The organism is Bradyrhizobium sp. SUTN9-2, assembly GCF_003122645.1.
GTDB lineage: Bacteria > Pseudomonadota > Alphaproteobacteria > Rhizobiales > Xanthobacteraceae > Bradyrhizobium > Bradyrhizobium yuanmingense.
Genome location: NZ_LAXE01000001.1, coordinates 2,844,983 through 2,867,838, shown reverse-complemented (window position 1 = coordinate 2,867,838; position 22,856 = coordinate 2,844,983). Strand labels below are relative to the sequence as shown.

The 22,856-nt window shown below is 63.7% G+C and carries 22 protein-coding genes; 13 read left to right on the top strand and 9 right to left on the bottom strand.

Annotated features, from left to right (window positions below):
• Positions 1 to 50: 50 nt before the first annotated feature.
• The 3 genes from pqqA to lanM form a co-directional block, all read right to left on the bottom strand.
• Positions 51 to 131: a pyrroloquinoline quinone precursor peptide PqqA gene (gene pqqA / locus XF30_RS13040; RefSeq protein WP_008562446.1), complete on the bottom strand. Its 81-nt coding sequence runs from the start codon at positions 129 to 131 to the stop codon at positions 51 to 53.
• A 218-nt stretch (positions 132 to 349) separates the two neighbouring features.
• The gene (locus XF30_RS13035) at positions 350 to 835 is read right to left on the bottom strand and encodes a hypothetical protein (RefSeq protein ID WP_225127670.1); all 486 of its coding nucleotides are present in this window, start codon (positions 833 to 835) and stop codon (positions 350 to 352) included.
• Entirely contained in the window at positions 832 to 1,224 is a 393-nt protein-coding gene (gene lanM, locus XF30_RS13030; protein ID WP_036007934.1) for a lanmodulin LanM, read from the bottom strand. Before lanM ends, XF30_RS13035 begins: the two co-directional genes overlap by 4 nt.
• A 318-nt stretch (positions 1,225 to 1,542) precedes the next feature.
• Here lanM and XF30_RS13025 point away from each other — a divergent pair, with 318 nt between their 5' ends.
• From XF30_RS13025 to XF30_RS13010, 4 genes are all read left to right on the top strand, one after another.
• Complete coding sequence (locus XF30_RS13025) at positions 1,543 to 3,207, top strand: methanol/ethanol family PQQ-dependent dehydrogenase (protein ID WP_109142933.1); 1,665 nt, start codon at positions 1,543 to 1,545, stop codon at positions 3,205 to 3,207.
• A gap of 11 nt (positions 3,208 to 3,218) precedes the next feature.
• Positions 3,219 to 3,572, top strand: a complete 354-nt coding sequence (locus XF30_RS13020) for a c-type cytochrome (protein ID WP_036029363.1) — start codon at positions 3,219 to 3,221, stop codon at positions 3,570 to 3,572.
• The gene (locus tag XF30_RS13015) at positions 3,569 to 4,498 is read left to right on the top strand and encodes a substrate-binding periplasmic protein (protein WP_036007940.1); all 930 of its coding nucleotides are present in this window, start codon (positions 3,569 to 3,571) and stop codon (positions 4,496 to 4,498) included. Before XF30_RS13020 ends, XF30_RS13015 begins: the two co-directional genes overlap by 4 nt.
• A 111-nt stretch (positions 4,499 to 4,609) precedes the next feature.
• The gene (locus tag XF30_RS13010) at positions 4,610 to 5,599 is read left to right on the top strand and encodes a Bug family tripartite tricarboxylate transporter substrate binding protein (protein ID WP_036007944.1); all 990 of its coding nucleotides are present in this window, start codon (positions 4,610 to 4,612) and stop codon (positions 5,597 to 5,599) included.
• A 55-nt stretch (positions 5,600 to 5,654) separates the two neighbouring features.
• Here the strand turns inward: XF30_RS13010 and XF30_RS13005 are convergent, their stop codons facing one another.
• Complete coding sequence (locus tag XF30_RS13005; RefSeq protein WP_025037738.1) at positions 5,655 to 6,623, bottom strand: helix-turn-helix domain-containing protein; 969 nt, start codon at positions 6,621 to 6,623, stop codon at positions 5,655 to 5,657.
• Positions 6,624 to 7,137: 514 nt separating this feature from the next.
• Here XF30_RS13005 and xoxF5 point away from each other — a divergent pair.
• From xoxF5 to XF30_RS12965, 7 genes are all read left to right on the top strand, one after another.
• Positions 7,138 to 8,943, top strand: coding sequence for a lanthanide-dependent methanol dehydrogenase XoxF5 (xoxF5, locus tag XF30_RS13000; RefSeq protein ID WP_036029357.1), 1,806 nt, complete (start codon positions 7,138 to 7,140; stop codon positions 8,941 to 8,943).
• A gap of 113 nt (positions 8,944 to 9,056) precedes the next feature.
• Positions 9,057 to 9,548, top strand: a complete 492-nt coding sequence (locus tag XF30_RS12995) for a c-type cytochrome, methanol metabolism-related (RefSeq protein WP_036007993.1) — start codon at positions 9,057 to 9,059, stop codon at positions 9,546 to 9,548.
• 60 nt (positions 9,549 to 9,608) lie between these two features.
• Positions 9,609 to 10,718: an S-(hydroxymethyl)glutathione dehydrogenase/class III alcohol dehydrogenase gene (locus XF30_RS12990; protein ID WP_027574628.1), complete on the top strand. Its 1,110-nt coding sequence runs from the start codon at positions 9,609 to 9,611 to the stop codon at positions 10,716 to 10,718.
• A 31-nt stretch (positions 10,719 to 10,749) separates the two neighbouring features.
• Positions 10,750 to 11,313 (top strand): S-(hydroxymethyl)glutathione synthase, encoded by a 564-nt coding sequence (gene gfa / locus XF30_RS12985; RefSeq protein ID WP_036007953.1) that lies wholly within the window; start codon positions 10,750 to 10,752, stop codon positions 11,311 to 11,313.
• Between the two features lie 648 nt (positions 11,314 to 11,961).
• Positions 11,962 to 12,414: a (2Fe-2S)-binding protein gene (locus tag XF30_RS12975; RefSeq protein WP_109142932.1), complete on the top strand. Its 453-nt coding sequence runs from the start codon at positions 11,962 to 11,964 to the stop codon at positions 12,412 to 12,414.
• A gap of 1 nt (position 12,415) precedes the next feature.
• Complete coding sequence (locus XF30_RS12970) at positions 12,416 to 14,728, top strand: xanthine dehydrogenase family protein molybdopterin-binding subunit (RefSeq protein ID WP_036029355.1); 2,313 nt, start codon at positions 12,416 to 12,418, stop codon at positions 14,726 to 14,728.
• A gap of 72 nt (positions 14,729 to 14,800) precedes the next feature.
• Positions 14,801 to 15,058 (top strand): hypothetical protein, encoded by a 258-nt coding sequence (locus XF30_RS12965; RefSeq protein ID WP_109142931.1) that lies wholly within the window; start codon positions 14,801 to 14,803, stop codon positions 15,056 to 15,058.
• Between the two features lie 209 nt (positions 15,059 to 15,267).
• Here the strand turns inward: XF30_RS12965 and XF30_RS12960 are convergent, their stop codons facing one another.
• The 4 genes from XF30_RS12960 to XF30_RS12945 form a co-directional block, all read right to left on the bottom strand.
• Positions 15,268 to 16,992, bottom strand: coding sequence for a methanol/ethanol family PQQ-dependent dehydrogenase (locus XF30_RS12960; RefSeq protein WP_085969009.1), 1,725 nt, complete (start codon positions 16,990 to 16,992; stop codon positions 15,268 to 15,270).
• A 130-nt stretch (positions 16,993 to 17,122) separates the two neighbouring features.
• Positions 17,123 to 17,776 carry a QcrA and Rieske domain-containing protein gene (locus XF30_RS12955; protein ID WP_036007969.1) on the bottom strand — a complete coding sequence of 218 codons (654 nt, stop codon included), beginning with the start codon at positions 17,774 to 17,776 and terminating at the stop codon, positions 17,123 to 17,125.
• Positions 17,777 to 18,013: 237 nt separating this feature from the next.
• Positions 18,014 to 18,478 (bottom strand): group III truncated hemoglobin, encoded by a 465-nt coding sequence (locus XF30_RS12950; RefSeq protein ID WP_036029348.1) that lies wholly within the window; start codon positions 18,476 to 18,478, stop codon positions 18,014 to 18,016.
• 137 nt (positions 18,479 to 18,615) lie between these two features.
• A complete protein-coding gene (locus XF30_RS12945; protein WP_036007996.1) occupies positions 18,616 to 19,467 on the bottom strand; it encodes a 3-hydroxybutyryl-CoA dehydrogenase in 852 nt (283 codons plus the stop codon).
• A gap of 317 nt (positions 19,468 to 19,784) precedes the next feature.
• Between XF30_RS12945 and XF30_RS12940 the strand changes: the two genes are divergently transcribed.
• A complete protein-coding gene (locus tag XF30_RS12940; RefSeq protein ID WP_036007971.1) occupies positions 19,785 to 20,483 on the top strand; it encodes an ABC transporter permease in 699 nt (232 codons plus the stop codon).
• On the opposite strand, the gene XF30_RS12935 is transcribed toward XF30_RS12940, so the two are convergent.
• On the bottom strand, positions 20,457 to 21,266 hold the full coding sequence (locus tag XF30_RS12935) for an ABC transporter substrate-binding protein (protein WP_109142930.1): 810 nt from the start codon (positions 21,264 to 21,266) through the stop codon (positions 20,457 to 20,459). The two genes, XF30_RS12940 and XF30_RS12935, sit on opposite strands and share 27 nt — an antisense overlap.
• A gap of 455 nt (positions 21,267 to 21,721) precedes the next feature.
• Here XF30_RS12935 and XF30_RS12930 point away from each other — a divergent pair, with 455 nt between their 5' ends.
• On the top strand, positions 21,722 to 22,855 hold the full coding sequence (locus XF30_RS12930) for a hypothetical protein (protein WP_109142929.1): 1,134 nt from the start codon (positions 21,722 to 21,724) through the stop codon (positions 22,853 to 22,855).
• The last annotated feature ends 1 nt before the right edge of the window (position 22,856 follow it).

Here is a 22,856-nt window from a genome sequence, read left to right as displayed (position 1 = left end):
GCCACGGCTCCGACGGCGTTTGCCATCGAAGCCGCGGCAGGTCGTCGGTCTTACTTGCGCGAGGCGCAGGCGTACATGTTGATTTCCATGCCGACCGGCACTTCCACGATCTTCGGAGCTTTCCAAGCCATTCGGGTCTCCCAAGGTATTGAGCGCGACATCGCGCGGCGAAAAACCTAGGGCTGCGTCGAGTGCAGTTCAAGCCTCGATTCGACTGCCGTCACGTCTGTGCCGATACTTCGCGGCCGCAATTTCTCTCTCGGACAAAGCAAGTTCCCTCCTGGTCAAACACGACCAGCGAGACACCGCCTTGTGCAATGCACCGCGCGTCCAATCGACAACGGTGCCGTCAGCAGTCCTTGTCGGCCATTTCGGCATTCGGCTTGGCGCCCGCGGCGCGCTGAGCCGCCGTCGGCTCGCTCTGCATTTGCCGCTGCGCATCCTCGGACGACGCCGGCGATTCACCGCTGGCCCGGTTCATCGTGCTGGTCGGCGGATGCTGGCTGCTATCGCTCGCCGAACCGGACGTGTGCGATTGCGCGGAGCCCACGGTGACAGGGCCAGAACCGGCATCCTTGTCGGTCTTGTCGGTGCTGGCGCTGCCGGTGTTGCAGGGACCGGCGACCGCAACCCCGGCGCTCAGCGTCAGGATTGCGCAGGCAGCAAGAAGGGAACGCTTCGTATTCATTTGCATCTCCTTTTCTCCCGCAGCGCAGCCCCGGCGCCGGCAGGACATGCGGAGAAACAGGCCGAGCAGCCCGATGTTCCCGAGCGTCAGGCCGGAATGATCGCAAACGTTACGCCCGTCATGCCCGTTCCGCTTGCGGCGCTTCACCGGAGCAATCGTACGAGCGCGCGCCCGGCACGCGAATTCAGCTCCTTCGCATCCAGCGTTCCATCCTTGTCGGGATTGGCTGCGTTGAAACGCTGCTCGACCACCGACAGATATTCGTCGAGGGTGAGGGTCCCGTCGCGGTCGGGGTCTGCCGCGGCGAGTTCTTTCGCGCTCAACCGTCCACGCAATTCGCGCGCATCGAGCGTGCCGTCGCGATCGGGATCGAGCTTTGCGAACGAGGCGGCGGCCACCTTCTTCACCTCGGCAAGATCGAGCGTACCGTCATTGTCGGTGTCGAACAACTTGACCGCATTGCCGGAGGCCGACCACGCCGGGCCGGCCGAAAGTGCAATCACAAGTGCAAGGGCAATCGAGCGAGCCGAAATCATCGAGACCTCCCTGACATAGCCCCCAGATCAATGGGGCAGAGCCGAGATAAACCCGCAAGCGGCCCTCGGTTCAAGTCCGGACCTGCAACTTGCGCGCGCCACAACCGGTAGAGATGCATTGCCCTGCTCCCAATAGTGCTTCGCGTCGCGGAATTTCTCAGCGTCTGCGCACAAGTTGGAGTTGCCTTTGTCAGGTTTTCGTCAGGTGACCGCCGACGATATCGGCACGGCAGTTACGACTTTCGTATTGACGCGTTTTGGTTTCCGACGGAGTGTTGCAGCCGCAGCGTCAAAAGGCGCGCATTTTGGGAGGAACGGATGAAACGCTTTGCGATGGCCGCGAGCCTCGTCATGCTTGCGTCAACCTGTGCAAATGCACAAACCACCGAGCAGCTGGTCAAGGGTGCGACCGACACATCGAACGTTCTCAATTACGGAATGGGCTACAATCTCCAGCGGTTCTCGACGCTGAAGCAGATCAACAAGGATACGGTCAAGAATCTCGTCCCAATCTGGAATTACAGCTTCAATGACGATCGGAGCGAGGAATCACAGCCAATCGTCTATCAGGGCGTCATCTACGTCACCTCGCACAATGCCACGATGGCGGTCGATGCCAAGACCGGCAAGCAGATCTGGAAGAGCAAGATCGAATATCCGGCGGAGACGCCGCGAATCGTCTGCTGCGGCATTATTAACCGCGGCGTCGCGATTCACGAGGGCAAGCTGTTCCGTACGACGCTCGATGCCCACGTGGTTGCCATCGACGCCAAGAACGGCAAGGAGCTGTGGCGGCAGAAGGCAGCCGACATCAAGGAAGGCTATTCGATGACGGTGGCCCCGCTCGTTGCCGACGGCGTCGTCATTACCGGCATTTCCGGCGCCGAATTCGGCACCCGCGGCTTCATCGACGGCTGGGATCCGGCGACTGGCAAGCATCTCTGGCGAACCCACTCGATCCCCTCGCCGGACGAGCCCGGCGGCGACACCTGGAAGGGCGACACCTGGAAGCTCGGCGGCGGCTCGACCTGGATCACGGGCTCTTATGACGCCGAGCTGAACACGGTGTATTGGGGCACCGGCAATCCCGGCCCGTTCAACTCGGCGGTGCGCCCCGGCGACAATCTCTACACCTGCTCCGTGCTGGCGCTGGATCCCAAGACCGGCAAGATCAAGTGGCACTACCAGTTCTCGCCGAACAATCCGTTCGACTACGACGCCGTGGCCGAGATGGTGCTCGCCGACGTAAACATCGAGGGCAAGCCGACCAAGACGCTGATGAATGCCAACCGCAACGGCTTCTTCTACGTGCTCGACCGCACCAACGGGAAGCTGCTCGCGGCTAATCCTTACGTGAAGGTGAATTGGGCGACCGGCATCGACATGAAGACCGGACGTCCGATCGAGACCGACATCTCGAAGGACGCACGCGAGGGCAAGAAGGTGACGGTGTATCCCTCGATCCTCGGCGGCAAGAACTGGGAGCCGATGTCGTTCAATCCGCAGACCGGCCTCGCCTATGCCAACACGCTCGCCTTCGGCGGCAGGTACAAGACCGAGCCCGTCACCTACAAGCAGGGCGAATGGTACCTCGGCATGGACCTGACCGACCTCTGGGAATACGGCGACGGGCCGCGCGGCCATCTCAAGGCTATCGATCCCATGACCGGCAAATCGAAATGGGAAGCGCCGAGCGACATTCCGCGCTTCTCCGGCGTGCTCTCGACGGCCGGAGGCGTCGTATTCTCTGGCGCGCTGACCGGCGAGTTCGAGGCCTTCGACGCCGACACCGGCAAGAAGCTCTGGCAGTTCCAGACCGGCTCCGGCATCGAGGGACAGCCGGTGACCTGGCAGCAGGACGGCGTGCAGTATGTCGCCGTGACGAGCGGCTATGGCGGCGTCTACTCGCTGTTCTCCGGCGACGAGCGGCTTGCCAACGTGCCGCCCGGCGGCTCGCTGTGGGTCTTTGCGGTCAAGCAGTAAACACGGGTACGATGCTGAAAGTGATCTCTCACAAGACGGCGGCGATGATCGCCGCCGTCGCGGTGCTCTCGGTCGCGCATGCGGCGACCGTCCGCGCCGATGACACCACCGGCAATTCCATGCAGGCGCAGATCGACCATGGTAAGTCGACCTACGCCTCGAAATGCTCCCACTGCCACGGCCCCAATCTGATGAATTCCGGCACCGTCACGCCGGATCTGCGTGCCATTCCCGACGACAAGACGCGCTTCGTCACCACGGTGAAGAACGGCAAGAACAACAAGATGCCACCCTGGGCCGACATTCTCAGCGACGACGAGATCGGAAACCTCTGGGCGTTCGTCTCCAGCCGGAGGAAGCCATGAGGGGCCGGCGCGTTGCCTGGAGCGTTGCGGCCGTTCTGTCCGCGATGGCGTCGGTCGCTCTCGCAGCCGACGATCCTCTGAAGGTCTGTCTCGACGAGGACCGGCCGCCGCTCTCGGTGCATCGCCGCGACAAGCCGGATGCCGGCTTCGACGTGCTGCTGGCGCAGGCGATCGCCGAGCGGATGGGACGCCCGCTGAAGATCCAGTGGTTCGAGAGCAGGCTGGATGAGGATTCGAGCCCGCAGCTCGAGGCCAATGCGTTGCTCTCGGACGGGCGCTGCTCGCTGGTCGGTGGCTACGCGCTGACGCAGGATTCGCTTGTCGCACCCGGGATGAAGACGGCGCGCTTGCCGGGTTTCGCCGGCGCCACGCGCGACGATCGGCGGCGCCGCGTCCCGCTCGGCGTGCTCGCGCCGAGCCAGCCCTACATCTATTCGCCGATGACGGTGGTGCTGGGGCCAAAGGCCCGCGGGCGCAAGGTCGGCGACATCGGCGATCTCGCCGGCCTTCGTCTCGCCATCGAAAGCGGATCGCTCGGCGACGCCATCCTGATGACCTTCGACAAGGGGCGCCTGATCGACAACATCACCCATCTCGTCCCCGGCCGCGACGATCTCCTCGGCGGACTCGAGCGCGGCGACCATGACGCGACGCTGATCGATCTTGCCCGCTTCGACGCCCATCGCGCCGCGCACCCGGACACGGCGATCACGGCGTCCGGCTACTATTATCCGATCGGAGCCAATCGCGGCTATGTCGGGCTCGCCAGCGATGGCGCGCTGATCGCGGCCGTCAACAAGGCGCTGACTGAGCTCACGGCTTCGGGCAAGATCGCCGAATTCGGCAAGCAGGCCGGCCTCACCTATCTGCCGCCGCGCGAGCCCGCGATCCTCGGCGATGTCTGGACGAAGATCATCCAGCGGTGAGGCTCCCGCGGCCCGAACGCAGTGCGAGCCAATGCGCCAATCTGTCTCGCCTGCGGCCCATGGCAGCGACGGCCTGATGCAGTAGGTTCGGCAAAAATCAGGGAGAGAATCATGTCCGCCAAGCTCGATCGCCGCCACTTCATCGCCGCCGGTACCAGTGCACTGGCGATGCCGTTCGTCGCGCGCGGCGCATCGGCGCAGGGCGGCTGGCCGGCGCGGCAAATTCGCATGATCTGCAGCTATCCCGCCGGCGGCCAGACCGACCTGCTCGCGCGCGCCTATGGCGAGTTCATCTCCAAGCAGGTCGGCAAGACCGTCGTCATCGAGAACAAGCCCGGCGCCTCCGGCGCGATCGGGACGGCGGAAGTCGCCCGCGCCGAGCCCGACGGCCACACCATCCTGTGCTCGATCTCGACCACCTACATCATGAACCGGGTGGTGATGAAAAATCCCGGCTACGACATGGACAAGGATCTGACGCTCGTCAGCGTCATTCCCGGCGCGGGCCTGTTGCTGGTCGCGAACCCGAAAACCGGGGTCAAGACGCTGGAGGATTTCGTCGCCTTCGCGCGCAAGAGCGGCAAGGTGAATTTCGGCACCTACAGCGCGGGCTCGGCCCCGCACATGACCGTCAACGAGCTCAACAAGCAGTATGGTCTCAACATCGAGCCGGTGCATTATCGCGGCGAGGCGCCGATGTGGACGGGAATGCTGGAAGGCACCCTCGATGCCGCGATGGGCAGCTACACGGCCGCGCAGTCGGTCCTGCAAAGCGACCGCGGCACGGTGTTCGCCGTGCATTCGAAGAAGGTCGATGCGATCCCCGCGATCAAGACCCTTCCCGAGCAGGGCGCGACGTCGAAATTCTTCACCGTGAGCGGATTTACCGGCTGGGCCGTGCCCAAGGCGACGCCGCAAGCCGTCGTCGACCGCCTGGCCGAGCTCTGCGTCGCCGCCAACACCGATCCGAAAGTGAAGGAGGTTCTCTCGACTTTCGTGCTCGAGCCCGCAATCGGCTTCAAGGAGACTAATGCGCTGTACCAGCGCGAGCTGCCGATCTGGATCGAGAGCGCGAAGTCGTTGGGCCTCGAGCCGGCCTGATCAGAAAGTTGGGCGCATCAGGAGGACGGCCTCGCCGCTTCTGGAAAAACCGCGTCTAATGCTCGCCCGAGCTCGCCGCGCCCTGCTGTGCCTTGTGGATCGAGGACGGCACCACGCCGAAGTATTTTCGGAACACCCGGCTGAAATGCGATGAGCTGGAGAACCCCCAGGAGAAGGCGACGTCGGTAATGGTCTTGCCGGCGTGGGCCTCGAGCTCCTGGCGGCAGTTCTGCAGCCGCGCCTGCCAGATGTAGTCGCTCACCGTGGTGCCGCGCTCCGAGAACAGCATGTGCAGATAGCGCTTGGAGCAACCGAGCTCGGCCGAGATCTGGTCGATGCACAGATCCGGGTCGCGCAAGTGCTCCCGGATGAAGAACTGCGCGCGCACATACATCGCTTCGGGCCCGACACGATCGAACATCGTGTCGGCTTCGCGCAGCGGCAGCAGCAACAGGTCGATCAGCGAATCGGCGACGCCGACCGCGCTGTTGGCCGACAGCTTTGCCGCCTCGTCGAAGGTGGCATGGACGAAATCGTGGGCGATCCGCCCGGTCCCCGTCTTCGCCGTCAATTTGCACGCCGGCATCCGCTGCGACGGGAATCCGCGGTCGCGCAGCAGCGCCTTCGGCACGATCACCACGTCGTGACGGGTGAAGGCGGGACTGATGATCGAATGTGGACAGGAGACGTCATAGGCGATGATGTCGCCCGGATTGATCTCGATGTGACGGCCTTCTTGTTCGAAATAAGACACGCCGTAGGTCTGGAAGTGGATTTTTATGTACGGGTGTTCATTGGCCTTGGCGCGCGCCAGCGTGTGCGCGATGCGATGCTGGCTGACCTCGATCTGGCAGAGCTTCAGGCGCGAGACCGTGGTGTAATCGATGCGACCTTCGAGCGAGGACGCTTCCAGCGGATCGACGTCGAAATGCCCGCACAGGCTCGTGAGCCCGTCGATCCAGCTCTGGATCTGCCGCTTCGGCGTCATTCCGGTCGTCGAGAGCGTGTGAATGGTGTCGGACATTAATCCAGCCACTGATTTGATCCGGAGGTTCGGCGCGAATCGCAACCAGCGCTGCCGGAGCCCTCAACCGTGATTGCGTGACGTTTACCTCGCATTTGAGCGGTCTCTTGCAACGAGCGCCATCGTTCCATTGCCACTCTTGAAACTTAATCCTCCGCCTTAGTTGCAGCGCCGTCAAGGGGAACCTGAGCGCCGAGGCCGGCCTCGAGGGCGCACCGAAGCCGCTGAATTCGCTACTGCAAAATCAAAATCTTCACCTCCGTGCGCTGTCGAGCAAACCGCCTTCGCTCTTGGGCAAGTTTCCCGATGGCGAAGCCGTTAGGGATTGCGGCAGGAACAACAAGAACGGGCCGCTCCTGCACGTGGACCCGTGGCTCTCATCAGGAGGAGGAAACAGCACAGCATCGTTTCTGGTCCCCATCGTGACCGCCCTGCACGAGCAGACGCCGGACGAGAAGCCCGGCGATTGAGCAATGCTTCGGAAATAATAAACGAGACCAACGGAGGAATGACTATGCGCAAGGTGCTTCTGGCGACCTGTCTTGGTTCGGCGGCGGCTCTCGCCGTCGGCAGCGCTTCAGCAAATGACGAGCTGATCAAGATGTCGCAAAACCCGAAAGACTGGGTGATGCCGGCGGGCGACTACGCCAATACCCGCTATTCGAAGCTAAACCAGATCAACGCACAGAATGTCGGGAAACTCCAAGTTGCCTGGACCTTCTCGACCGGCGTACTGCGTGGCCACGAAGGCGGCCCGCTGATCATCGGCAACATGATGTACGTCCATACGCCGTTCCCGAACAAGGTCTACGCCATTGACCTTTCGCAAGAGAACAAGATCGTTTGGAAATACGAGCCGAAGCAGGATCCCAACGTCATCCCCGTTATGTGCTGCGACACCGTCAACCGCGGCCTGTCCTATGGCGACGGCAAGATCATCCTGCATCAGGCCGACACCAACCTCGTCGCGCTCGACGCCAAGACCGGCCAGGTGGCCTGGTCGGCGACCAACGGCAATCCCGCGAAGGGCGAGACCGGCACGTCGTCTGCGCTGGTCGTCAAGGACAAGGTCCTGGTCGGCATCTCCGGCGGCGAGTTCGGCGTGCAGTGCCATGTCACCGCATACGACCTCAAATCCGGCAAGCAGGTCTGGCGCGCCTATTCCACAGGCCCGGATGATCAGATCAAGGTCGATCCGGCGAAGACGACCTCGCTCGGCAAGCCGGTCGGCCCGGACTCTTCGCTGAAGAGCTGGCAGGGCGATCAGTGGAAGATCGGCGGCGGCTGCACCTGGGGCTGGATCTCCTACGATCCCGCTCTGAACCTCGTCTATTACGGGTCGGGCAATCCCTCGACCTGGAACCCGAAGCAACGTCCCGGCGACAACAAATGGTCGATGGCGATCTTCGCCCGCGATGCCGACACCGGCATGGCGAAGTGGGTCTACCAGATGACGCCCCACGACGAATGGGACTATGACGGCGTCAACGAAATGATCCTCAGCGATCAGCAGATCAACGGCCAGAACCGCAAGCTGCTGACGCACTTCGACCGCAACGGCCTCGCCTACACGATGGACCGCGAGAGCGGCGAACTGCTGGTCGCCGAGAAGTACGACCCGAAGGTGAACTGGACCAGCGGCGTCGACATGGACAAGAACTCGCCGACCTACGGCCGTCCCAAGGTCGTCGCACAATACTCGACCGAGCACGGCGGAGAGGACAAGAACACAAAGGGCATCTGCCCGGCCGCGCTCGGCACCAAGGACCAGCAGCCGGCAGCCTACTCGCCGGACACGCAGCTGTTCTACGTTCCGACCAACCACGTCTGCATGGACTATGAGCCGTTCAAGGTGAGCTACACCGCGGGTCAGCCCTATGTGGGTGCGACGCTCTCGATGTATCCGCCGCAGGGCGAAAGCCACATGGGCAACTTCATCGCCTGGGACAACAAGACCGGCAAGATCGTCTGGTCGAACAAGGAGCAGTTCTCGGTCTGGTCGGGTGCGCTCGCAACCGCCGGGGGCGTGGTGTTCTACGGCACGCTCGAAGGCTACCTGAAGGCGGTCGACGCCAAGACCGGCAAGGAGCTCTACAAGTTCAAGACTCCCTCGGGCATCATCGGCAACGTCACCACCTATGAGAACAATGGCAAGCAATACATTGCCATTCTCTCCGGCGTGGGCGGCTGGGCCGGCATCGGACTGGCGGCAGGCCTGACCGACCCGACCGCAGGCCTCGGTGCGGTCGGCGGCTACGCGGCCCTCAGCAACTACACGGCGCTCGGCGGTACCCTGACCGTGTTCTCGCTGCCGAACTAAACCCGTCAGCATCGCTCCGGCGCGTGGATCGCTCCACGCGCCGGCTCGTCTCCACCGAATGCCGACCGAGGAACAATCTCTTGCGTCAAATCTGCTCTGTCATTGCTGTGATGATGATCTTCGTTGTGTCCGGAGGAAGCGCGGTCGCAGAGGGTCCGGGCGACCCGACCGCCGTGAAGAAGGAAGACGACGGAAAGTGGCTCGATAAGGACGGAAACCCGACCTACAAGATTTCGGCCGACGGCACCGTGGACTGGTTCACCTATTCCGGATACCGCCGCTATCATTCGGACTGTCACGTGTGTCACGGCCCCGACGGCATGGGATCGACATACGCGCCGGCGCTGAGGGATTCCGTGAAGTCGATGAGCTACGGTGACTTCCTCGGCGTGGTCGCCTCCGGCCGCAAGAACATCTCGGCCGCGCAGGAGAACGTCATGCCGGCCTTCGGCGACAACCCGAACGTCGCCTGCTACATGGACGATCTCTACGTCTATCTCCGCGCGCGCTCCACCGACGCCTTGGGCCGGCAGCGTCCTGCGAAAAAGGAGGAGAAGACGGAGGCCTATACCCAGGCTGAAGACGCCTGCATGGGCAAGAAATGAACGTTACGAGGGCTGCCAGGACTACTTCTTGGCGCCTGATGAGAATTTGAGGAGCTACCGATGAAGACACGTGCCGCCGTTGCTTTCGAAGCCAAGAAGCCGCTCGAGATCGTCGAGGTCGATCTGGAAGGCCCGAAGGCCGGCGAAGTCCTAGTCGAGATCAAGGCGACGGGCATCTGCCATACCGACGCCTACACGCTCGACGGCTTCGACAGCGAGGGAATCTTCCCGTCGATCCTGGGACATGAGGGAGCCGGCATCATCCGCGAGATCGGCCCCGGCGTGACCTCGGTGAAACCGGGCGATCACGTCATCCCGCTCTACACGCCGGAATGCCGGCAGTGCAAAAGCTGCCTCAGCCAGAAAACCAATCTCTGCACCGCGATCCGCGCGACGCAGGGCAAGGGCGTGATGCCCGACGGCACCAGCCGTTTCTCCTACAAGGGCAAGCCGATCTACCACTACATGGGTTGCTCGACCTTCTCGAACTTCACCGTGCTGCCCGAGATCGCGGTCGCCAAGATCCGCGAGGACGCGCCGTTCGACAAGAGCTGCTACATCGGCTGCGGCGTCACCACCGGCGTCGGCGCCGTCGTCAACACCGCCAAGGTGACGCCGGGCTCCAACGTGGTCGTGTTCGGCCTCGGCGGCATCGGCCTCAACGTCATCCAGGGTGCCAAGATGGCCGGCGCCGACAAGATCATCGGCGTCGACATCAACGATTCCAAGGAGGAATGGGGTCGCAGGTTCGGCATGACCGACTTCGTCAACCCGAAGAAGATCACCGGCGACATCGTTCAGCACCTCGTCGGCCTCACCGACGGCGGCGCCGACTACACCTTCGACTGCACCGGCAACACCACCGTGATGCGCCAGGCACTGGAGGCCTGCCATCGCGGCTGGGGCACCTCGATCATCATCGGCGTCGCCGAGGCCGGCAAGGAGATCGCCACCCGCCCGTTCCAGCTCGTCACCGGCCGCAACTGGCGCGGCACGGCCTTCGGCGGCGCGCGCGGGCGAACCGACGTGCCGAAGATCGTCGACTGGTACATGAACGGAAAGATCCAGATCGATCCGATGATCACCCACGTGCTCAAGCTCGAGGAGATCAATAAGGGCTTTGATCTCATGCACGAGGGCAAATCCATCCGTTCAGTCGTCGTGTTCTAGCTCGAAAACGTCACACCAAGGAGGATCGACCATGACTGTTGCACTCCATCCCTCGATTGACAACGGCATCAAGCAAGGCAGCGGCAGCTTCGCCGGCGGCACGCTGGCCTGCAAATGCAGCGACCATCCGGTGAAGGTCGGCATCAAGGGCGACGTCGCCCACAATCACGCCTGCGGCTGCACCAAGTGCTGGAAGCCGCAGGGCGCGACCTTCTCCGTCGTCGCCGTCGTGCCGCGCCAGAACGTCACCGTGCTCGAGAACGGCGACAAGCTCCAAATCGTCGACCCCTCCGCGGTGATCCAGCGTTACGCCTGCAAGGCCTGCGGCACGCACATGTACGGCCGGATCGAGAACAAGAACCATCCGTTCTACGGCCTCGACTTCATCCATCCCGAACTGTTCCAGGAGCAGGGCTCGCAGGCGCCGCAATTCGCCGCCTTCGTTTCCTCCGTGATCGAATCGGGTGTGAAGCCCGAGCAGATGGCCGGCATCCGTTCGCGGCTGAAGGAGATCGGCCTCGAGCCCTATGACTGCCTGTCCCCGCCCCTGATGGACGCGATCGCGACCCATGTCGCGAAGGCCAAAGCCGCTTAGGAAGACTGCCTGGACGCCCGCCTGAACTGGCCGGCCGCCGGATCTTGGCTACACCATCTGCAACTCGCTGGCGTTCGTTGCCGCCAGCGAGCCTCACGGGTCCCCGCTGCCGGGACCACCGCGGCGCGATGCCGCCGCTTCTGCACCACGCGTGGGTGAGGACCATCGGCTCCTCAGTCCTGGTCTCTGAATGACTGCGCAGGACCGTCCGCTTCCTGCTTGAAGTTCGCGGTGCTCTGCGTTCTCCCTCCCTCGACTGAGGCCTACTGCTTCGTCCGTTCGGTGCAGCCGGCGGACGAAGCTTTTTTCGTTGCGTCCATTTGATAGGCAACGTGGCGGATGACGCGCCCTGCTTTTGACAAACCGTCGATGCAATCTTTTCCCGGTGAGAACACTCGGCTGTGAACGCCGGGTCGGCGCGATCTCTGCTAGGGTCGCGCCGTCACGATGCCGCACGACGTACAATCAATTAAGAAGAAAACGGGAGGTATCGAGCACATCCAGACATCGCTACCTGCGTTCCTGCCTCCCTCCGGGATTTGCCCGCGCGGGACTACGGCGGGATGTGGCGAGACGACGCACGAGCGGTCGCCGACCGGCGTCGGCGGACTTTGAATTTGGCATGCTTATGAAGAGCGAGGCACGATCATGATCAAGGTGAAGATCAACGGCCAGGAACAGAGCTGGGACGGTGACCCGGATCTCCCGCTACTCTGGTTCCTGCGTGACGAGGCCGGTCTCACCGGCACCAAATACGGCTGCGGCCAGGCCCTGTGCGGCTCCTGCACGGTCATCGTCGACAAGCAAGCGGTGCGCGCCTGCATCACGTCCGTCAACGACGTCGCCGGACGCGAGGTCACCACGATCGAAGGGCTGCATCCGAACGGCGATCACCCGGTGCAGAAGGCGTGGCGTCAGGTCAACGTGCCCCAATGCGGCTTCTGCCAGGCCGGCCAGATCATGCAGGCCGCGGCGCTTCTGATGGAGAATCCCAAACCCTCACACGACCAGATCCGCGAGGCGATGGCCGGCAACATCTGCCGTTGCGGCTGCTATCAGCGCATCGAGAACGCCGTCCATCTCGCATCGACGGGAGTGTGACATGAACTTCATCGACAATCCCCGCAAGCTTCGCGGCTTCGAAAAGCACATCAAGGTCGAGAAGGTGTCGCGCCGCAGCATCCTGAAGGGGCTCGGCGTCACCGGCGGCTTCGTGCTCGCCGCCCCCGTGATGTCGCGCCAGGCGCTCGCCTATGAGACCGGCGCCGGCAAGATGCCGCACGGCGTCGTGGTCGATCCGCGCGTGTTCGTTTCGGTAGGCGCGGATGGCATCGTCACCATCGTCGGGCATCGTTCGGAAATGGGCACCGGCGTGCGCACCAGCCTGCCGCTGATCGTGGCCGAGGAGATGGAGGCCGACTGGTCCAGGGTCAAGGTGCAGCAAGCCCATGGCGACGAGGTCAAGTTCGGCAACCAGGACACCGACGGCTCGCGCAGCACGCGGCATTATCTGATCCCGATGCGCCAGATCGGCGCTTCGGCTCGCACAATGCTAGAGCAGGCCGCGGCCAAGCGCTGGGGCGTGCCGGCGACCGAGGTCAAGGCGGTCAACCACGAGGTCGTGCACAGCGCCAGCGGCCGCAAGCTCGGCTTCGGCGAGCTCGCTGCCGACGCCGCCAAGGAATCGGTGCCCAGCATCGAGGGCCTCAAGCTGAAGGACCCCAAGAACTTCCGTTATCTCGGCAAGGGCCAGATCGGCATTGTCGATCTCCACGATATCACCACCGGCAAGGCGAACTACGGCGCCGACGTGCGGCTGCCCGGCATGAAATATGCCGTGATCGCCCGTCCGCCGGTGACCGGCGGCAAGCTGGTCAAGTTCGAGCCGGCGGAGGCGCTGAAGGTCCCCGGTGTCGAGAAGGTGATGCAGGTGCGCGGCTGGCCGTGGCCCTCGAAATTCCAGCCGCTCGGCGGCGTCGCGGTGATCGCGCGCAACACAGGCGCGGCGATCAAGGGCCGCGACGCGCTGAAGCTGACCTGGGACGACGGTCCCAACGGCAAGTACGACTCCGTCGCCTACCGCAAGGAGCTCGAGGAGGCCTCGCGCAAGCCGGGGCTCGTGCTGCGCAAGGAGGGCGATGCGGACGCTGCCCTGAAGAGCGCCGACAAGGTGATCGTCGGCGAATACTACCTTCCGCATCTCGCCCATGTCGCCATGGAGACGCCGGTGGCGGTCGCGGACGTCAAGGGCGACAAGGCCGAGATCTGGGCGCCGGTTCAGAGCCCCGGCGGCACCCGCGAGGACGTCGCCAAGACGCTCGGCATTCCCGAGGCCAACGTCACGGTCAACGTGACGCTGCTCGGCGGCGGGTTCGGACGCAAGTCGAAATGCGACTTTGCGCTCGAAGCCGCGCTGCTCTCGAAGGAGCTCGGCGCGCCGGTGAAGGTGCAGTGGACGCGGGAGGACGACATCCACAACGGCTTCCTGCACACCGTCTCGGTCGAGCGGATCGAGGCCGGCCTCGACAAGAGCGGCAAGGTGATCGCCTGGCGCCACCGCAGCGTGGCTCCCAGCATCGCCTCGACCTTTGCCGCCGGCACGGTGCATCAGGCGCCGTTCGAGATCGGCATGGGCCTGGTCGATATGCCGTTCGAGATCGCGAACATCTCGTGTGAGAACCCGGAAGCCGCGGCGTTCACCCGCATCGGCTGGTTCCGCGCGGTCTCGAACATCCCGCGCGCCTTCGCCGTCCAGTCGATGGTCGGCGAGATCGCGCAGGCAACGGGCCGCGACCAGAAAGACATGCTGCTCGAGCTGATCGGCTCGCCTCGCATCGTCAAGCCCAACGTGAAGGACCTCTGGAATTACGGCGAGCCCCAGGACAGCTACCCGATCGACACCGCGCGCCTGCGCAAGGTGGTCGAGCTGGTCGCCGAGAAGGGCGAATGGGGACGAAAGGTGCCGAAGGGCCACGGTCTCGGCATCGCCGTGCACCGCAGCTTCGTCAGCTACATCGCGACCATCGTCGAGGTCGCCGTCGATGACAAGGGCAAGCTGACGGTGCCGCGGGTCGACACGGCGATCGATTGCGGCACCTATGTCAACCCCGAGCGCATCGCTTCGCAGATCGAGGGCGCGGCGATCATGGGGCTCAGTCTCGCCAAATACGGCGAGATCACCTTCAAGGACGGCAAGGTGCAGCAGAAGAATTTTGACGACTTCCAGGTCGTCAGGATGGACGACTCGCCTGTGGTGACCAACGTTTACATCGTGCCGCCCGGACCCGACACGCCGCCGAGCGGCGTCGGCGAGCCCGGCGTTCCTCCGTTCGCGCCAGCCCTGATCAACGCGATCTTCGCAGCGACGGGAAAACGCATCCGCGCGCTTCCGATCGGCAAGCAATTGGAGGCGTGAGACGGAACCGAAGTGCGAGGCGGAACACAAGCCGCCTCGCGCCGTTTCCATCGATCTGACAGGAGCAGATCGATGACCAACATCTCAAGTGCGCTCGCAGTCTCGCTGTCGGGCGCCTTTCTTTTGACCGCCGCGGGCGCATTCGCCCAGAGCAACACGACGCCGCCGACCACCGCGACGCGCCCCACCGGCCCCGACCAGACTTCGCTGCCGAACGCCAACGCCCCACCCGCCTCCGCCACCCAGACCACCGGGCAGCACAATCCGGATCCCAAGATTCGCGAGATGAACCAGAAGGAGAAGGACGAGGTCGAGCGCGAGGGGAAGTAGTCCTCGCACCACATGCCCTCATGGCCGGGCTTGTCCCGGCGATCCACGGCCTTGCCGCGGCACGAAGACGTGGATGCCCGGGACAAGCCCGGGCATGACGACGAGTGCATGGCGCGTTCGACGCCCATCGCAAACAAATGCGGCGGATGTTGCCATCCGCCGCATTCGCCACCCCCCGCTGCTCCGCTTCTTTCGATCCGCCCGCGGAGCTATTTCTTCAGCGCGAAGACCCAGACGACGCCGCCCTGCGGCACGTTGGCTTCGATGCCGATATTGTTGGTCACGAGCGCATCCTGGATGCGCTGCGCGTCGACGCCCCAGCCCGACTGGATCGCGATGTACTGCGTGCCGTCGATCTCATATGACACCGGCATGCCGACGATGCCGGAGTTGGTCTTCTGCTCCCACAGCAGTTCGCCCGTCTTGGCGTGGAAGGCGCGGAAATAACGGTCGTTGGTCCCGCCGACGAAGACGAGATCGCCCGCGGTCGCGGTGACCGATCCGAACAGATGCGACTTGGGGAAGTTGTGCTGCCAGACCTTCTTTCCGGTCGCGGGATCCCAGGCCTGGAGCTCGCCAAAATGATCCGCGCCCGGCTTTGTCTTCAGGCCGATGTCTTCCGGCTTGGTGCCGAGCCAGAGCTCGCCCGGCTTGAGTGGCACTTTCTCGCCGGTAAAGCCGCCGCAGAAATTCTCGTTGGCAGGCACGTAGACGAGGCCGGTCCTCTGGCTGTAGGCCGCCGATGGCCAATCCTTGCCGCCCCACAGCGAGGGACAGAACTCGACGCGCTTGCCGATCACCGGCTTGTGCGCTGGATCCACGATCGGCTTGCCGGTCTCGTCGATGCCCTTCCAGACGTCAGTGAAGACGAACGGCCATCCGGCGACGTAATTGATCTTGGTCGGAGTCCGCTCCAGCACCCAGAAGATCGCGTCGCGGCCGGGATGGACCAGGCTCTTGATGGTGCGGCCGTTGCGTTGCAAATCGATCAGCATCGGCGCGTCGACCTCATCCCAATCCCAGGAATCGTTCTGGTGGTATTGGTGATAGGCCTTGATCTTGCCAGTGTCGGGATCGAGCGCGAGCACCGATGCTGTGTAGAGATTGTCGCCGGGATGCGAGTCGCCGGGCCATGGCGCGGCATTGCCGACACCCCAATAGATCGTCCTGGTCTCCTTGTCGTAATTGCCTGTCATCCAGGCCGACCCGCCGCCGTTCTTCCAGTCGTCGCCTTGCCAGGTGTCATGACCGGGCTCGCCTTCACCGGGGATGGTGTAGGTCCGCCACAACTCTTTGCCCTCCTTGGCATCATAAGCAACGATATAGCCACGCACGCCGAACTCGCCGCCGGAGCCGCCGACAATGACCTTACCGTCGACGATCAAGGGCATCAGGGTGAGGTACTGCCCCTTCCTGTAGTCCTGCACCTTCGTGTCCCACAGCACCTTGCCGGTCTTGGCATCGAGCGCGACCACGTGGTCGTCCGTGGTGGCGAGGTAGAGCTTGTCCTCCCACAGGCCGACGCCGCGGTTGGTCGGATGCAGCTGGAACAGATCGTCAGGAAGCTGCCGTTTGTAGCGCCAGTATTCGTCGCCGGTCTTCGCATTCAGCGCGATCACCTGGCCCATTGGGGTCGTCACGAACATCACGCCATTGTTGACGATCGGCGGGGCCTGATGGCCTTCGACCACGCCAGTGGAAAAGGTCCAGACCGGTGTGAGGTTCTTCACGTTGGAGGTGTTGATCTGATCGAGCGGGCTATAGCCGTGCCCGTCATAGGTGCGCCGGTAAAGCATCCAGTTGTGGGGCTCGGGGTTTTCCAGCCGCTGCGCGGTGACCGGAGAATAACTCTCGATCGGCCCCGATAGAGCGGCGGTTGAGGCAAGACACGTGAAGGCGACCAAGCCGGACAGTAACCATTGCTTCCTGATCATGGAAGTTTTCATGGACGTTCCCCTTTTTCATCCGCTTGAATTCTTTTTGTGATTTCTTGTCGTTCGTCCCGTCTTCCGCCCTTCGGCGGTGGCGGCTAGTCGTGAGGCGGGCCCAGCCCGCAACCGTCCATCATCCTGGCTGTGTGCCACCTACCTTTCCCATGAAATTGCCGGCGACGCTGAGCGAACCGTCAGCGAGCGCCAGCGGCAGCGCTGCTAGCCGCCGCGGCGCCGGCCCGAACACGACCTGCGCGCCCGCGCGGGGATCGAATTCGGAGTTGTGGCACATGCACTTGAAAACCTCCTTGTCGCCGACATCGCTCTTCACCCAGGCGGTGACGGGACAGCCGGCATGCGAGCAGATCGCCGAATAGGCGATGATGCCGTCGACGGCGCGCGCGCGGGTCTTCTCGTCGAGGTCGGCGGGATCGAGCTTGATGATCAGGATTTCGTTGAGCCGCGAGGCGCTGCGCACCACCGATGTGGTGGGGTCCTTCGGCCAGGCATGGATCGGCGGTCCACCGACCCGTAGATCAGCCGCAGTGATGAGCTTTCCCTCCTGGTCACCTTCGGAAAAGACGAGCAGATCGCCTTTCTGCGGCCGCTCGTCCGAGCCGGGCGGATCCTCACCTGCGCGGGCCCTGGTTGAACAGCCGAGACACGCCGTCGTGGCCATCGCACCGAGCAGCAGGGATCGCCGTGTCTGTTCGGTGCCCGCTTCGACGTCGGGTTCCGTAGCATTTTCGGAAGATGATGAATGGGTATCGAACGATGCGCGAGCCATGCCCGCTAGCAGGCGCTGGAACTCTGCCGAAAACAAGGCGAAGACTTGGCGCCGCAGTGCATCAATATGGCTTTGCTCGCATTGATTGCGTAGGAGTAAATGCGTTCAAGCGCGTTTTCGCGATTTCTACATCGCGTTGCGCGAATGGCATGATGATTTCGCAGATCAGATCCGATGATGGAGGAATTGCTGCGACGCCACGATGCGATGCGGAATCCCACGCAGGCATCGTGTCCTTCACGACCTGAGCACGTGACGCGGCGAAGCGATGCGGCCCGCAAGTGTTGCCGACGCCATCTCAAAGCTGTCGGCGATACGACGCGCCTTGTCGATGAAGAGTGCAGCCGCCGCCGGCGGGCAGACCTCGCGCGCGGTCTGCTCGAACAGGTCGAGCCAGCGATCGAAATGGCCGCCGGCCAGGCTGAGCGGCAGGTGTGCCCGCATCGGCGAGCCATGATAGCGGCCGCTCATCAGCACGACCGACGACCAGAAATCCCTGAGCTTGGCGAGATGCTCGTCCCAATTCTGCACGACGCCGAAGACGGGCCCCAACAGCGCGTCCTCGCGCACGCGTCCGTAGAAGCGGGTGACGAGTTCTCCAATCATCTCCTCGGTGATCCCGGTGCGCTCGATCGCATCCTGGGTCAACAGGCTCCGGCGCGCGGCCGCAGCTTCCCGCTCGGCCTTCAGTCGATCCGACATGTCCTTTGCTATCCGTTCCGTTATCCCCGCAGGCCGCCCGTTCGACATTGTCGGGCCTATCGCACGCGGCGTCTTTGTCGCAGCGCAAATTGCGGGATCTGGCGGCGGACGCTGGGCGCCCGCCGCCAATGCCTTCGTCAGGCGGAATAAGTGTAAAAGCCCTGCCCGGTCTTGCGGCCGAGATGGCCGGCATCGACCATCTCTTTCAGCAGCGGCGCTGGCCGATATTTAGGATCGTTGAAGCCCTTGTAAAAGACCTCCATCACCGAAAGCATGGTGTCGAGCCCGACGAGATCGGCAAGTGCGAGCGGCCCGATCGGATGGTTGCAGCCGAGCTTCATGCCCGCGTCGATCTCTTCCGCCGTCGCGATGCCCTCCTGGAGCGCGAAGATCGCCTCGTTGATCATCGGACACAGGATGCGGTTGACGGCGAAGCCCGGGCTGTTCTTGGCCGTGATCGCCACTTTGCCGACGCGCTTGGCGAAATCCAGCGCCTTGGCATGGGTGTCGTCCGAGGTCTGCAGGCCGCGGATGAGTTCGAGCAGCGCCATCACCGGCACCGGGTTGAAGAAGTGCATGCCGATGAAGCGGTCGGGACGGTCGGTCGCGGCGGCGAGCTTGGTGATTGAGATCGAGGAGGTGTTGGTCGCGACCAGCGTGCGCGGCGACAGGGTGGCGCAGAGATCCTTCAGGATCTTGACCTTGAGCTCCTCGTTCTCGGTCGCGGCCTCGATGACGAGGTCGCAATCCGACAGCTTCGCCCGGTCCGTGGTGCCGGTGATGCGCTTGAGCGTCGCCTCGCGGTCGGCCGCCGACATCTTCTCTTTTTTGACCAGCCGCTCGAGGCTTCCGCCGACGGTCGAAAGGCCGCGGTTCACCGCCGCATCGGAAATATCGACCATTACGACCGAGAGGCCGGCGGCCGCGCAGACCTGCGCGATGCCGTTTCCCATGGTCCCTGCCCCGATGATGCCAACGGTCTGGATCATTGCGTCACATCCTTCATCCTTGCGGGCGCGCCAGTCGCAGCCCGGCTCCATTGTTCCTGCATTAGGGTCTAGCACCGCCATTGGGCCGGCGCGACCCGATCCTGTTCCTTAGCGCATCCAAGGCCGGAAGAAAGCCGCCCGCGGGGCCGGCCAGGTGCCTCGATTGTGGGTCCCTGGCCGCGTTGACCGATCATCCTGAGCCCTTCTCCAACGGCTCCGGCGGGGCTGCCCACCCCCTCGCCCCTTGATTATGGCAGCGGCAGCAGCGAGAAGGGCGGCGCGGGGCTACCGCGGAACAGGGGCTTGCCCGAGACCGGATGAACGATTTCGCACGATCCATCGGTGCCGCCTTTGCGCTGATCGGCGACGCCGACACCGAGCTATTGGGCATCGTCGCCCTGTCGTTGCGGGTCAGCCTGACCGCCAGCATCCTGGCGCTCCTGATCGGCGCCCCCTTTGGAGCCCTGCTTGCGATCACCCGCTTCCGGGGACGCCAAATCATCATCATTCTGACCAATGCCCTGCTCGGGCTTCCGCCGGTCGTGGTCGGGCTCGCGCTCTATCTCTTGCTGTCGCGGTCCGGCCCGTTCGGGGCGGCGGGCTTGTTGTTCACGCCGGCCGCCATGGTGATCGCGCAGACGCTGCTGGCGACGCCGATCGTGGTGGCGCTGGTGCACCGGCCGGCAAGCCTGTTGTGGGCGGAGTATGGCGACCTGGCGCGGATCGACGGGCTGTCGGCCCTGCGCAGCATGGCCCTGCTGTTCGCGCTCGGCCGGACCTCGTTGCTGACGGCCTTTCTCGCCGCGTTCGGACGTGCCATCGCAGAAGTCGGTGCCATCATCATCGTCGGTGGCAACATCCGTGGCTTCACCCGCACGATGACGACGGCGATCGCGCTGGAAACCAGCAAAGGCGAGCTGCCGCTGGCGCTCGGACTCGGGCTGATCCTGCTCGCTCTCAGCGTCGCGGTCTCGACCGTCGCCTTCGTCCTAGTTGGGCGCGTTGGGGAAAAATAGCTGCTCGCCGCCGACCTTGTACCCGGCGATCGCCTGCTGCCCTTGCGGCGAAACCAGCCAGTCGATGAAGGCCTGTCCCTCCTTTGCCTTCACGTTCGGATGCTTTGCAGGATTGACCAGCATGACGCCGTACTGGTTGAAGAGCCGCTTGTCACCCTCGGTCAGGATGGCGAGTTCGCCACGGTTCTTGAACGACAGCCAGGTGCCGCGGTCCGACAGGAGGTAGGCATTCGACGACGAGGCCATGTTCAGCGCCGGACCCATGCCCTGGCCGATCTCCCGGTACCAAATGTCCTTGCCGGCACTGAGGTCGACGCCTGCCTCCTTCCATAGTCTCAGCTCGGCCGCATGCGTGCCGGACTTGTCGCCGCGCGAGATGAACGGCGCCTTCTGCGTCGCGATCTTGCGCAGCGCATCGACCACGTCCTTGCTGCCCGAGATCTGCGCCGGATCGCTCTTGGGGCCGATGATGACGAAGTCGTTGTACATGACGTCGAAGCGCTTCACGCCCTGCCCTTCGGACATGAACTTGTCTTCGGCCGTCCGGTCGTGAACGAACACGACGTCGGCATCGCCACGCCGCCCGATGTCCAGCGCCTGACCGGTGCCGACGGCGACGACCTTCACGCCGATGCCTTCGGCCCTCGAAAACAGCGGCAGCAGATGACCGAACAGCCCCGACTGTTCCGTCGAGGTGGTCGAAGCCACGGTGATGGTGCGATCCTGTGCGGATGCGATTGTGGACCAGAGCAGGACCGCTCCGATGGCAACAAGCTTCCTCATGCGACGTCCTCGGCCATACAATGACGGTTCTGAATAGCGGCTCGCGGCGACGACGGGAACCCCAAGCTTGGATTGCAACGAGAGTTGATGCGCGCGGTGCACCTCGTCTGGCAGAAAAAGCGCGCCGGCGCGCTAGGCACGCCTGCAAAACAAGAAGTGAAAAAACAACCCCATGCACAGTAGCGATGGGGTTGAAAGGCTTGAGCATTTCGGTGTTGCCGAAGACACGCTTGCGGCGTCGGGCAAAACAGGGGTATTATTGCATCATCGGCTGCTGTGCGGGTTGCGTAACTCGGGCGGATGCGCGCTGGATGCGCGGATGTTCTGCAATTGGTCCACCCTACATTGACACGGATGTGACGGCCGGGGCAGGTTTTCATATTGCTGACGAATCAGCGATTGCCTCACGCCGAGCACCTCTTGGACAACTCCCAGTGCTTTCGAGACTGATATCGTTGCTGCGCCGCATCCCTGCGGTGAATTGGGCGTTTTCCCGACTCCGGCCTGTGCCGCACAGCGGCAACATTGAGGTCGCGCCGACCGCCACGGACGCTTCGCCCGCCATAATCGAAGACGTCGAGGTCCCGGCTCAAGCTCCAAGCGCCGAGATCAGCACCGCCCCGGTGCGCGACGACGCTGCCCCCGCCACCAAGGCCCTGGTCGCGGAGAACGATGCGGCTGTGTCTGTCGTCGCGGAGAATCCGTCCGACGAAATCCGTATCAGCGGGGACTCCTCTCCGGAGACCGTGACGGAAATCGAGGCGCCCGCGACGCCGCCAGTCTCCGAGGAGGTGCTGACTGCATCGGTCGGTGCGGAGAGCGGGCCAGTTGCAGCCTCTGATCTCGCCATCGTTGACGACGATGCATCGCCTGCTGAGATTCCTGCAGAGATCGACTCCGCCGTCATAGAGGAGGTTGTGATTTCGTCGGCGGAGGTCGCGACCGCCTTGACTGATGTCCCTGATGTCATCATCGAGGCAGCCTCCTCGCCCGACGTTTCCGCCGCTGTCGATCCGGTCGCCGTCGAAGAAGTCGAGCTTCTCCGCGCCGAGGCCGATAGCGTCACGACTGATGCCTCTGAAGCCAGCGCCGACAGCGAACCGGCGCTCGTTGTCGAAAGCCCGCAAGTCCCTACAAACGATGTTCCGCTCGCTGCGGCGACTAACGACTCATTGAGCGGCGTCACCGCCATCGAGCCGGTTCAGCCTCTCGCGTCTCCCCCTTCCGAGCTCCGCCGCGTACCGAAAGTTCGCGCGAGAGCCGCAGAGCCCGCCGACCGCGCCGCGCTGATCCGGCAGCGCTGGGCGGAGAGCGGAATCAGGATGTGGAATCCGCGGCTGCACGGCAACGGCGAAGCCGCGCTGAACATCCAGGGAAGCATCGGGCTGCTGCCCCCGGCACCCGGCGAGACAATGCCGCGCTACGACAAGCTGGAATTCAGGATGCTCGGCGGACAGATCGTCTGTGAGGGCGTGATCGTCGAGGCACCGGTTCAGGCGAGCCATCGGAGCTTCACGCAGCTTGCCGAGCCGCGGACCAGCGAGCGCGTCCGCGAACCGGCGCGCGAGCGCCAGGCCGTCCTCGCCTGAT